Source organism: Clostridioides sp. LIBA-7602 (genome assembly GCF_056688945.1).
On sequence record NZ_CP196991.1, the window covers coordinates 907,129 to 919,421 of the forward strand.

A 12,293-nucleotide genomic window follows, 5' to 3' on the forward strand; every position below is an offset into this window, starting at 1 on the left:
TATGTTTTGGAGAGCAAAAGAAGGAAGTGTCAGTATTGATGATACAGATATGGACTATATCTCTTTTGGAAATGGAAGTGACATTTTAATCATGCTTCCCGGTCTAGGAGACGGATTAAAGACAGTTAAGAGAATGGCTGTAACTATGGCTATAACATACAGAATGTATGCAAAAGACTACAAAGTATATGTTTTCAGCAGGAAAAATCATTTGAAAGAGGGCTACTCTACAAGAGATATGGCTAAAGACCAAGCTGAAGCTATGAAAATACTTGGTATATATAAGGCTAAAGTTTTAGGAATTTCTCAAGGTGGAATGATAGCACAATATCTTGCGATTGATTACCCTGATTTAGTTGAGAAACTTGTATTGGCTGTTACATTATCGAAGCAGAATGAAAATATTCAAGGAGTGGTTGAAAATTGGATTAAGTTAGCAGAGCAAGAAAATTACAAAGGTCTAATGATTGATATAGCAGAAAAATCCTATTCAGAGAACTACTTAAGAAAATATCGTTTACTTTACCATCTACTTGGGAGAATAGGTAAGCCTAAAGATTTTAGTCGATTTCTCATACAAGCGACTTCTTGTATTCAGCATGATGCATATGTAGAGTTGGAGAATATTGTATGTCCTACTCTGATAATTGGGGGCAATAGCGACAAAATTGTTGGAGAGACATCTTTGCTTGAATTAGCTGATAAAATTAAGGACAACGAATTGTTTATATATAAAGGTCTTGGGCATGCAGCATATGAGGAAGCAAAAGATTTTAATAATAGAGTTTTAACATTTTTATCAAAATAAAAATAAAGTATTATGAAAATAGAGTTGATATGCCGTTCTGTATGTAACAATAAAGCAGGGAGAAAAAAGCGTCATCAACTATGCAAGGCAACTTTTTCAGAACTTACATCGAAAGACGAAAAGAGATGCCTCATAAATAAGTGTCTTGTTCAAAATCATGATTGACTAGAATAGATTTTTCTACTACTTTTTATTATAAATAATATAATGATAAAATTTACATTAAGTTAAATTGCTGTAAATATAACTAAAAATATTGGTAATACTTGATTTAAGTTTAAAAAGAATATATTATAGTATAGAATGTGTAAAATTTTTTTGAGAGGTGTTAAAATGCTAGTAGTAGAAAACGTAAGTCACGGATTTGGTGCAAGAACAATATTAGAAAATGTATCTTTTAGACTTAGAAAAGGTGAACATATTGCACTAGTTGGCGCTAATGGAGAAGGAAAATCGAGTTTTTTAAATATAATAACAAAAAAGCTTATGCCAGATGCTGGAAATATAAAGTGGTCTTCAAGAGCTACAGTAGGTTACTTAGACCAACATACAGTACTAAGTAAAGGTAAAAGTATAAGAGAAGTACTTAGAGAAGCTTTTAAGCATATGTTTGATTTAGAGCAAGAAATGATTGCTATGTACGACAAGATGGGAGAAGCTGATGATGATGAGATGAGTAAGCTTCTTGAAGAAACAGCTGAAATACAAACTATACTTGAAAATAGTGGTTTTTATATGATAGATGCGAAGATACAAGAGGTTGCAAATGGTCTTGGTCTTGGAGAGATTGGTCTAGATAAAGATGTAACTGACTTAAGTGGGGGACAGAGAACGAAAGTACTTCTTACTAAACTTCTACTTGAAAATCCAACTATTCTTATATTGGATGAGCCTACAAACTATTTAGATGAAGAACATATAACATGGCTTACTAGATATCTTCAAGAGTATGAAAATAGTTTTGTCCTAGTTTCTCATGATATTGAATTTATAAATAATACTTGTAATGTAATATATCATATGGAAAATGGAGAACTAAATAGATATAAAGGAAACTATGATGAGTTTGTAAGACTTAACGATATAAAGAAACGTCAAGAAGAACAAGCTTATGACAAACAAGTTGAAGAAAGAAAGAGACTAGAGGACTTTGTAGCTAGAAATAAGGCTAGAGTAGCAACTAGAGGAATGGCTAACAGTAGACAAAAGCAACTTGATAAGATGGAAATATTAGAAAGGCCAAAAGAAAAAATAAAGCCTACTTTCTCTTTTAAAGATGCTAGAGCAGCAAGTAAGATAATTTTTGAAACAGAAAGTTTAATTTTAGGATATGATGAAGCATTGACAAAGCCACTTAATTTCCATCTAGAAAGAGGGAAGAAGATAGCTTTAAAAGGAATGAATGGTATTGGAAAATCTACTTTATTAAAGACTTTACTTGGAATAATAAAACCATTTGAAGGAAGTGTTAAGTTAGGTGACTATCTGGAAGTTGGATATTTTGAACAAGAGAGTTCAAGAGAAAATAGCAACACACCTATGGATGAAATTTGGAGTGAATTCCCAGGATTTACAAACTTTGAGGTTAGACAAGCTCTTGCAAAATGTGGACTTACAAATGAACACATAACTAGTCAAATGAGAGTGCTAAGTGGTGGAGAAGCTGCAAAGGTTAGACTTTGTAAAGTAATGCTAAAAAATATAAATTTCTTAGTACTAGATGAGCCTACAAATCACTTAGATGTTGAAGCAAAAGACGAATTGAAGAAAGCCATAAAAGAATTTAAGGGAACAGTTCTTTTGGTATGTCATGAACCAGAATTCTATTCAGACATTGTTGATGATGTATGGAATATAGAAGATTTTACAACTAAAATAGTGTAGTGATTTAATTTATTACTGGGGGGATTTCATGAAAAAGTTTCTAAATATACTTTTTTCAACATGTATAAGTGTGGTTATAATCGTAGGAGTTATCAATTTTACTGTTGGGTTTAAACAACTATATTATTTTGACATTGATTATTTAAATATATCGGATTTGTCTGGTTTGTCTAAAGATGATATAAAATTAAACTACGATTATCTGATTGATTATAATTTAAATAAGAATGTGTCTGAGTTTAAGTTGCCTACATTAAAATCTTCTCCAGAAGGAAAGATACATTTTGAAGAGGTGAGAAATATATTTCAAAATATCAATAAACTAGCTAAAGTACTAATGATAGTATCTTTAGTAGGAATTATATTGAATGCAAAAAATAAAAATATAAAAATTTTAAAAACTACATCAATAACGCTTATAATTATGCCATTATTATTGGCCATTCCAGTTTTATTGAACTTTGAAAAATCATTTATTATTTTTCATAAATTATTATTTAGAAACGATTATTGGATATTTAGTCCAGATTTAGACCCAGTTATAAATATGTTGCCAGAAGAGTTCTTTTTTCATGCTGGTGTGATGATTTTAATGTTGATTTTATTAGTAAGCATATTGCTTCTTGTAATATATAAGTTATGCAAATCGTCTAAAATAAAAACAAGATAGATTAAAAGTATACAATAAAAATAGCTATGTAATAATATTTAGACTAAAAGTAGTTAATAAATATTTATGCATAGCTATTTCTAATGAAAAATTATTTTTTACTAGTAATTTTAACTAAATCTTGAAATTTTCCCATAATATAATTATAATTATCTTTTTTATGAGGTAGCATGCAACTACTGCAATCCTTGATACCTTTATCTGTATACTTGAAGTTTCCACCACAATTTTCTCCTAAAGCATACAAAGGACAATAGCAAAATAAACAGTTAAATTCCTCTGGTTTATTAGTTTTATGACAAGGGAAAAATTCACAATCTTTGTGATTAAAAAACTTATAATTTTCGCCCATATTTTCCTCCTAAATTAAATAAAATTTAAATCTTTTATAACTATATAAGATTTTGGTGATAATATAATTATACTAAATATTTTTATTAATAGTTGATAATATAGTACTATTAATCATAGTATTAATGGTATAATTAGTCAACAGAAAAATAATGTAAATGTATTTTGTAATTAGAATATGTTTTATAACAAAAAATGAGGTGATTAAGTGAAAGAAATTCAAGAAAGAGCACTTCTTGTAGGTCTGAATTTGACAACAATAGTGAAAAAAAGTGATGATATAGACACTAGTGAATCCATGGAAGAATTAAAAGAATTAACAAAAGCTGCTGGTGCAGAGGTTGTGGCTAGCTTAATTCAAAATAAGCACTCCATAGATGCAGCTTATTATATAGGAAAAGGCAAGGTGGAAGAAATAAGAGCGTATAGTGACTCATTGGATGCTACTTTAGTAATTTTCAATGACGAATTATCTGGTGCTCAAATCAGAAATATAGAAAATGTTGTTGGAAGAAAGGTAATAGATAGAACGACCTTGATTCTAGATATATTTGCTCAAAGGGCACTTAGTAAAGAAGGAAAATTGCAGGTTGAATTAGCACAATTAAAATATAGATTACCACGACTTTATGGAATGGGTGGTGAGATGAGTAGAACAGGTGCAGGAATTGGAACTAGAGGTCCTGGAGAACAAAAACTAGAAATAGATAAAAGACATATACTTAATAAAGCAGCAGACATAAGACGTGAACTTAGAGAAGTAAAAAAGAATAGAGAGACACAGAGAGTTAAGCGTTTAAAATCAAATATACCGATTGTAGCACTTGTTGGGTATACAAATGCAGGAAAATCTACCCTACTAAACGAATTAATAAAGACACACAAGGATTATGAACAAGAAAAAGAAGTTTTTGTAAAAGATATGCTTTTTGCAACTCTAGATGTAACTTTAAGAAAGGCACTTTTGCCAAATAAAAAAGAATTTTTAGTAGTAGATACTGTTGGATTTGTAAGCAAACTTCCCCATGATTTAGTAGAGGCATTTAAAGCAACATTGGAAGAAGTACAATATGCAGACTTAATTTTGCATGTAATTGATGCAACAAATACTAGTTATGAATTGCAAAAAAGTACAACTGAAGGTGTGTTAAAAGAACTTGGTGTAAATGATAAAAAACATATACTTGTATATAATAAGGTCGATAAGCTAGAATTGGATATATATCCTAAAAGTCAAGAAGATATTGTGTATATTTCTGCTAAACAAGGCATAAATATGGATAAGCTATTAAATATGATAGAAAGTGCTTTAATGGAAAATACCTATTCGGTAAGCTTGATGTTACCTTATGAGAGAGGTGATATATTTAGTAGAATAAAAGATAAATATAATGTGGAGAATTTTGAGTATGGGGAAAATGGTATAGCATTAGACGTAAACTTGGATGAAGAAGATTTTAATATCTATAGAGAGTACATATTAGAAAAATAGGTTGAATATGGATATTAATTGGGAAAATATAGATAATCTTGAAGATTATTTTATAACCTATCTTCTTTATAAAGAATCTAAAACAGTATCTCAAATTAGTAAGATTAGAAATATTTCAAATACTGAGGCAAGCGAGCAACTTATACAAGCAAAATTGAAAATAAAAGAAATGCAAAAAGAGGATTTTGAGGCATCTAAGGATATTTTGGATAAATTTTTAGAATTAGATAAAATCAAGAGACTTGATTTTATGGATAGCTTAGATGACGAAAAAATGGTATACTTTAAGAGAAAGGTTTTCAAAAGAATCCTTGTGGAAAAAAATGCTGAAGATTTAATTGTTTTAATTTGGGCGACAGGTGAGCTAAAAGATGATAGATTCTTGAAATTACTTCATCAGCTCACAAACCACAGACACTCAGATATTAGAAGGATAACTTATTCAGCAATAAGAAAGATTGAATCACCAATTAGTAGAGAAGTATTACAAAAAGGTCTCTACGATAAAAATGCACAAACTAGGCAGTATTGTGCAAAAGCTCTTTCAAAATTAGGAGATGAAAACAGTTTAAAGATTTTACATCAGTTGAAAGACAAGAATAAGAATTTTGAAAAAGAGTATGTGCTTAGAGCTTATGACGAAGCCATTAAAGCATTGGAAGATGCGAAAAATTTGAAAAAGTAATTTTTTATTAAAGCAATTTGTTTACTTAATGATGTATTTCTAGAGTTTAACAAGGTAATAAATAAATTAATGGGAGGGGTTTCAAATGATAGTAAGACGTTGTGCAGGTGGAGTAGTTTTTTATGCTAATAAAGTACTTATTGTAAAAAATGATAGAGGTGAATGGACACTTCCAAAAGGTAAGATACTTGGAGGGGGACTTCCATATGAGAGTGCTGTTCAAAGAGTAAAAGTAGAAACTGGCATAGATGCTAAAATGATAGATGTAGCTGGCGACACTATGTATGAATTTTTCTCAAGAAGTAGACAACAAGAAGTTTGTAATGCAATAATGTGGTATGTTATGGAAGCTTGTAACACTGATTGTGTACTTGCTCCTGAATTCCAAGAAGGTGGATTTTATAAAGTTAAGGATGCTTTAGAAATGTTGTCACATCACAAAGAGCAAGCTTTAGTAGAAGTATCTTATAAAAAGTTTAAAGAATTAAAGAAATTAGTTTCAGAGGGCGATGATGTTCCAGCAAATTAATAGTGAATCTAGAGAATTCTGAGGAAGGGTAGCCCCTTCCTTTTTTAATTGAAAATATTTTAAACATAAATTATATAGTTTATTTAGATTGTGATTTAAAAATCTAAATTTTTAGTGATTTATATCTAAAATTAGTAACTTATATTTGAAATAAAAATTAAAAAGTATACAATTTTATTATATAATTGTTTTATAACAGTTATTAAAGAAATGATAAAAATCTATTTATTTTTTAGTAGAATAATTTTATATATAAATACATGTTTGATGTATACCTTAAAAAATAATTAAAATAGGAGGAAATATAATGAGCAATTACAGGACATTACATGAATTTGGAACTGATGAAATAACAATTGAAAAGTCTGTTTTTATTGGATATGCTAAACCTATAAAGAGCGAAGAGGAAGCATTAGAATTTATAAATGAAATAAAGAAAAAGCACAAAGATGCAACTCATAATGTATGGGCTTATACAGTTGGACAAAATATGAATATACAAAGATATAGTGATGATGGAGAGCCACAAGGAACAGCAGGTATACCTACATTAGAGGTTATAAAAAAAGAAGATTTGAGAGATGTAGCAGTTGTTGTTACTAGGTATTTTGGAGGCACAAAATTAGGTGCAGGTGGTTTAGTTAGAGCTTATACAAAAGGTGCTAAGTTGGGATTGGAAGCAGGTAAGATAATTTATAAGGTAATGTATCAAGAAGTTAAGATTAAAATAGATTATACTCAACTTGGAAAAGTACAAAATGAATTAATGAATTTAGGGTATTTCATAAAAGATACCATATATGAAGATAATGTCGAGATAATAGTGTATTCAAAGTTAGAGGATGTAGAAAAAGTATCAGAAAAAATGATTGATATAACAAATGGAACAGGAAAAATAGTTTTAGGAGAAGAATTCTATTTATCTGAACAAAACGGAGAAATATTATTGTAATCTAAAAAGATTAAAAGAGTTAATTATATTAAACAGTCAAATTTTATCTTAAAATGAAAAGCCATTAAATTGTTTTAATCTAAATCAATTTAATGGCTTTTTATTAGACTTTGCACAGAATCCTTTTTTTACTTCAAATAAACCAACTAAAAGTAGAAATATCCCAAATATTTTTTTTAATATATCTGAAGATAGATAATTAGCTAACAGTGAACCAAATATGGCACCTAAAACCCCAAATACAGCTATGGGTATAACCAATTTAAAAACTACATTTTTATTTTTTATATGTATAGCCAATGCTATAAGTGTCATAGGAATAGATGAAAGTAAATTTACACTTTGAGCTATTTTAGTGTCGATACCAGCAAGTAAAACGAGTGCAGGTATAAGGATGGTTCCTCCACCCATTCCCATTCCTCCGATAATCCCTGCAAAAAATCCAATTAAAGCAAATAACATTAGAACACCATCCTTAATGCTGCAATTATCATGATTATTCCAAAAGAAATCCTAAGAAACTTTCCAGTAACCTTATTTAGTAGCTTAGCCCCTATGATACCGCCAAGAATACTTCCAACTGCAACTTTTATTGTCAAATTAATGTCGTAAGTACCTTTAGATACATATAAGACAGAGCTTGCTGTCGTTAAGAAAATTATTATAGAAAGAGCAGTTGCATGAGATTTATGTTCTTCTACCTTAACGATGTCATTTAATATCGGAACTAAAAGAGTACCTCCTCCAGACCCAAAAACTCCATTTATAAATCCTGTAAAAACTCCAATTATCGTATTTTTTAAATTAAAATCAAAATATTTTTTCTTCAAATCATCAGTTTTTTTCATAAAAATCACCTTCTGAAATAGTTTTACCAAAATAGGCAAATTATATTTATATAAAATAAGATTAAATATAATCTTTCATGTTTACTTAATTTTGCATAAAAAAAAACATATTAAAACAATATATTAATATATGGTATAATATATTAAAACAAAGTAGCAAATTTGAGAGGAGATAACAATGTCAAATATAAAAATACAAATAGACAAAACTGTAGAATGGCTTATAAATAAGGTTAATGAAGCAAATGCAAAAGGATTGATTGTCGGTGTATCTGGGGGAATTGATTCAGCAGTAGTTGCTAATTTAATTAAAAAGGCATTTCCAGAAAACTCTATGGGAGTTATAATGAGCATAAAAAGTAATCCTCAAGATAGAGAAGATGCACTTAAGGTTATAGAAGGATGTGATATAGAATATCTTGATTTAGACCTTATAGAGCCACAAAGTGCTATATTAGACATGGTAGTAGGAAATTTAAAAGAGAAACATTTATATAGAGCAGAATATTTAAAGATGACAGATGCAAATTTAAGAGCAAGAGTAAGAATGAGTACTATTTATACAATTGCTAACAATCTAGGATATCTAGTTGTTGGTACAGATAATGCTGCAGAAATACACACAGGATACTTTACTAAATTTGGTGATGGTGGAGTTGATATTTTACCAATTGCAAATTTGACTAAAGGAGAGGTGTATGAATGGGCAAAAGAACTTGGTGTTCATGAAGATTTAATAAACAAAGCTCCTTCTGCAGGTCTTTGGGAAGGTCAAACAGATGAAAATGAAATGGGAACTACTTACGATATGATAGATGCTGTGTTACAAGGTAGATTAGATGAAGTTCCTCAAAGAGACCAAGAGATAATTGAAAGACTTCATAGAATAAGCGAGCATAAGAGAAAAACGCCTGCGCAACCTCCTAAGTTCTAATTTACTATTTTAAAGATTTGTGATAAAATTTACAAGTGATAAAAATTAGAATAACTAATTGTACGTATTAAGGAGTGGAAATATGGGACGTATAGGTAATATAATTAATAGAAAAGGTAAACAAGATGCTCAAAGAGCAAAAATATTTACTAAACATGCTAGAGCAATAGCAGTTGCTGCCAAAGAAGGTGGAGCAGACCCAGAATATAATGCAGCTTTAAAGACAGCTATAGAAAAAGCTAAGGCAGATAATATGCCAAATGATAATATAGATAGAGCTATCGCTAAAGGTGCTGGAGCAGGTGCTGGTGATGACTATGAAACTATAGTTTATGAAGGTTATGGACCTGGCGGAGTTGCAGTTATAGTAGAAACTTTAACTGACAACAAAAACAGAACTGCTGGTAATGTAAGATACTACTTCGATAAAAATGGAGGAAACTTAGGAACTAGTGGATGTGTTTCTTTTATGTTTGATAAAAAAGGACAGATATTAGTTGGTTCAGGAGATGGAATTTCAGAAGAAGAATTGATGGATGTTGCATTAGAAGCAGGAGCTGAAGATTTTATAACAGAAGAAGATGGTTATGAAATAATAACTACACCAGAAGATTTTTCTAGTGTTCGTGATGAGTTGAAAGCTAAAGGGTATGAGTTTATATCTGCTGATGTAAAGATGATACCTCAAACTACAACTGTACTAACTGAAGAAGCTCATTTAAAAATGATGAATAAATTAGTTGATATGCTTGAAGAAGATGATGATGTTCAAGATATATATCATAACTGGGAAATGGAAGAGTAAATATTTTAATATCTTAGAAATGTATACACCTCTAAACCATGTTTACATAATAATATGTAAATATGATTCAGAGGTGTTTTTATATTTGTAAAAATTGTTTTATAAATACTAAAAACATATCCTGTAAAACTAATAATATTATAAAAGGTTTTGAACAGGACTCGATTGTCTATAGATGATGGATGGGTATATTACTTGACGTTGAATACCACTCATTCTTCCAGTAACAATATCGATAATCATTCGAAGGCTACGTTCTGCTGTTTCCTCCATTTTCAAGTCTATAACTGTTAATGGTGGTGTACTTCTTGCCATTAGCCTTGAAGGTCCATTACTTGCTGCAAATATCTGAACATCATTTCCAATTGAAATCCCTGACTCATTAAATGCATTCATTATACCAAGAGCTACTACATCATGGTTACAAAAGATTACTTTTTTTATTGAGTTCTTTGCAATCATTTTTTTAGCAATATCATACCCACTATCTATTTTGTTAGAACAATAATATATAGAATCTGGTAAATATATTCCATGTTCCTCACATGTCTTTAAAAAAGATTTGCCCCGTAAAGTCATACATGTAAATGAAGACGGGTTAAATACAACAGCTATGTCATTTTTACCATTTTGAATAGCATGTAATGCTGCTATACGACCAGTTTCTTCATTATCAATAGATACACTCGAAAAACCTTCTATTTCACGATTTACAACAACTACAGGAATTTTAGGTTTATTTTTTAATAGGTACTCTATATCATCAGCATTAATACCTGTCAAAACAACACCATCATAATAATTGTTTGAAAAAAGATATTCATCATCGCATAAATGGCCAACAGTATAAGGTCGTATGATAATATTTATATCTAAATGCTCTAAAGAAATGACATGGTTTATTGCTTGAAATATGTTGGTTGATGCCAATTCAAAACCAGAATCTTGCCAATAAAATGCTATTTGAATATGATTATGTACTCTAGGAGTAGAGCGTTTATATCCAAGCTTATCTGCTGAATTTAAAACTATATCTTGTGTATGTAGTGGAATTCTTCGTTCATTTCCCTTACCACTTAAAACATAGGAGACTGTTGCTGAAGAAAGACCACAATCTTTTGCAATATCTTTGATTGTTGCCATGATAAAAATCCTCCTTGAATAGTTGCTTAAACTTGCTTACATTTATTATCTTAACATATATCCAATCAAAGAACAATATTCTACAATCTGCAAATCCTAATGAGTGAAAATAAATAAATCTTAAAATATATTTATTGTGTTGACAAAACTTAACAGATAATACTATAATGTGCTTAAATAAGCTTATTAATAAGTTAATATTAAGCAATATTAAGCAGTAATATAACAATGCTAGCTTGTTATGTCACTGTAAATAAAGGGGGCAAAGAGATGAGTAAGATAAATATACTTGAAGTTGGTCCAAGAGATGGATTTCAAAATCTAAAAGAATTCGTAGATACAGATAAAAAACTAAAAATTATTGATGGTCTTATTGATTCTGGTATTAAAGAATTAGAAATTGGTTCATTTGTAAGTCCAAAAGCCATTCCTCAGATGAAAGATGCAAAGGAAATAGCAACCTACTGTGTAAAAAATTATCCTGATGTAAAGCTTTATGCATTAGTTCCAAATTTATACGGTGCTAAGCTTGCATGGGATTGTGGAATAAGAGATATATCTTATGTTATTTCCTTAAGTGAAACTCACAATAAGAAAAATATAAATAGAACTCATGAAGAATCCATTACTGAACTAAAAAAAATAATAGATTCTTATCCTGAAATGAATATATGTGTTGGAATAGCCACAGTGTTTGGCTGTCCTTTTGAAGGGATACCAAAGATAGAGGATGCGGTAGCATTTAGTAAATGCCTTTGGGAAAACGGTATCAGAGAGATTAACTTAGCAGATACAATAGGTATTGCTGACCCTAAACAAGTTAGAGAGACTATTAGTGCATTAGTTGAAGCATTACCAGAATGTAGATGGCAGGTACATATACATGATACTAGAAATATGGGGATGGTTAATACTCTTGTAGCTATTGAGTCTGGTATTACTACTGTTCAATCTACACTTGGAGGTTTAGGAGGGTGTCCTTTTGCACCTGGTGCATCTGGTAATACTGCGACTGAGGATTTGGTGTATATGCTTGAACGTATGGGATATGATACAGGAGTAGATTTTAATAAACTTCTCGAATTATCTAAATACCAAAAGAGTTTGATAGAGGGTGTATATAGTGGTCATCATGTAAATATAAAATCTGAAATTTCTAGTTGTCAATTGTCTTGATTAAAAAAATAAATGA

At 29.9% G+C, this 12,293-nt stretch carries 14 protein-coding genes; 10 read left to right on the forward strand and 4 right to left on the reverse strand.

Going from position 1 to position 12,293, the window contains the following annotated elements; genetic code table 11:
* Window position 1: 1 nt before the first annotated feature.
* From ACTG45_RS04475 to ACTG45_RS04485, 3 genes are all read left to right on the forward strand, one after another.
* Window positions 2-808 (forward strand): alpha/beta fold hydrolase, encoded by an 807-nt coding sequence (locus ACTG45_RS04475; protein WP_479919914.1) that lies wholly within the window; start codon window positions 2-4, stop codon window positions 806-808.
* Window positions 809-1,141: 333 nt separating this feature from the next.
* Window positions 1,142-2,692 carry an ABC-F family ATP-binding cassette domain-containing protein gene (locus tag ACTG45_RS04480; RefSeq protein WP_021383633.1) on the forward strand — a complete coding sequence of 517 codons (1,551 nt, stop codon included), beginning with the start codon at window positions 1,142-1,144 and terminating at the stop codon, window positions 2,690-2,692.
* Between the two features lie 28 nt (window positions 2,693-2,720).
* Window positions 2,721-3,362 (forward strand): TIGR01906 family membrane protein, encoded by a 642-nt coding sequence (locus tag ACTG45_RS04485; RefSeq protein ID WP_479919915.1) that lies wholly within the window; start codon window positions 2,721-2,723, stop codon window positions 3,360-3,362.
* 91 nt (window positions 3,363-3,453) lie between these two features.
* Here the strand turns inward: ACTG45_RS04485 and ACTG45_RS04490 are convergent, their stop codons facing one another.
* On the reverse strand, window positions 3,454-3,714 hold the full coding sequence (locus ACTG45_RS04490) for a cysteine-rich small domain-containing protein (RefSeq protein ID WP_003418451.1): 261 nt from the start codon (window positions 3,712-3,714) through the stop codon (window positions 3,454-3,456).
* Between the two features lie 207 nt (window positions 3,715-3,921).
* Between ACTG45_RS04490 and hflX the strand changes: the two genes are divergently transcribed.
* From hflX to ACTG45_RS04510, 4 genes are all read left to right on the forward strand, one after another.
* The gene (hflX, locus tag ACTG45_RS04495; RefSeq protein WP_479918247.1) at window positions 3,922-5,205 is read left to right on the forward strand and encodes a GTPase HflX; all 1,284 of its coding nucleotides are present in this window, start codon (window positions 3,922-3,924) and stop codon (window positions 5,203-5,205) included.
* Window positions 5,206-5,212: 7 nt separating this feature from the next.
* On the forward strand, window positions 5,213-5,890 hold the full coding sequence (locus tag ACTG45_RS04500) for a HEAT repeat domain-containing protein (RefSeq protein ID WP_479918248.1): 678 nt from the start codon (window positions 5,213-5,215) through the stop codon (window positions 5,888-5,890).
* A gap of 85 nt (window positions 5,891-5,975) precedes the next feature.
* Window positions 5,976-6,419 carry an NUDIX domain-containing protein gene (locus ACTG45_RS04505; RefSeq protein ID WP_003437525.1) on the forward strand — a complete coding sequence of 148 codons (444 nt, stop codon included), beginning with the start codon at window positions 5,976-5,978 and terminating at the stop codon, window positions 6,417-6,419.
* 307 nt (window positions 6,420-6,726) lie between these two features.
* Window positions 6,727-7,371 carry a YigZ family protein gene (locus tag ACTG45_RS04510; RefSeq protein WP_479918249.1) on the forward strand — a complete coding sequence of 215 codons (645 nt, stop codon included), beginning with the start codon at window positions 6,727-6,729 and terminating at the stop codon, window positions 7,369-7,371.
* Window positions 7,372-7,455: 84 nt separating this feature from the next.
* Here the strand turns inward: ACTG45_RS04510 and ACTG45_RS04515 are convergent, their stop codons facing one another.
* Both ACTG45_RS04515 and ACTG45_RS04520 read right to left on the reverse strand, forming a co-directional pair.
* Entirely contained in the window at window positions 7,456-7,833 is a 378-nt protein-coding gene (locus ACTG45_RS04515; protein WP_021383663.1) for a sulfite exporter TauE/SafE family protein, read from the reverse strand.
* Complete coding sequence (locus ACTG45_RS04520; RefSeq protein WP_227821561.1) at window positions 7,833-8,219, reverse strand: sulfite exporter TauE/SafE family protein; 387 nt, start codon at window positions 8,217-8,219, stop codon at window positions 7,833-7,835. Before ACTG45_RS04520 ends, ACTG45_RS04515 begins: the two co-directional genes overlap by 1 nt.
* 178 nt (window positions 8,220-8,397) lie before the next feature.
* On the opposite strand from ACTG45_RS04520, the gene nadE reads away from it, so the two are divergent.
* Both nadE and ACTG45_RS04530 read left to right on the forward strand, forming a co-directional pair.
* Entirely contained in the window at window positions 8,398-9,153 is a 756-nt protein-coding gene (nadE, locus tag ACTG45_RS04525; RefSeq protein WP_021383617.1) for an NAD(+) synthase, read from the forward strand.
* A gap of 82 nt (window positions 9,154-9,235) precedes the next feature.
* Window positions 9,236-9,958, forward strand: a complete 723-nt coding sequence (locus ACTG45_RS04530; RefSeq protein ID WP_021383652.1) for a YebC/PmpR family DNA-binding transcriptional regulator — start codon at window positions 9,236-9,238, stop codon at window positions 9,956-9,958.
* A 138-nt stretch (window positions 9,959-10,096) separates the two neighbouring features.
* On the opposite strand, the gene ACTG45_RS04535 is transcribed toward ACTG45_RS04530, so the two are convergent.
* Window positions 10,097-11,101 (reverse strand): substrate-binding domain-containing protein, encoded by a 1,005-nt coding sequence (locus ACTG45_RS04535; RefSeq protein ID WP_479918250.1) that lies wholly within the window; start codon window positions 11,099-11,101, stop codon window positions 10,097-10,099.
* Between the two features lie 270 nt (window positions 11,102-11,371).
* Here ACTG45_RS04535 and ACTG45_RS04540 point away from each other — a divergent pair, with 270 nt between their 5' ends.
* The gene (locus tag ACTG45_RS04540; protein WP_021383600.1) at window positions 11,372-12,277 is read left to right on the forward strand and encodes a hydroxymethylglutaryl-CoA lyase; all 906 of its coding nucleotides are present in this window, start codon (window positions 11,372-11,374) and stop codon (window positions 12,275-12,277) included.
* Window positions 12,278-12,293 lie beyond the last annotated feature (16 nt).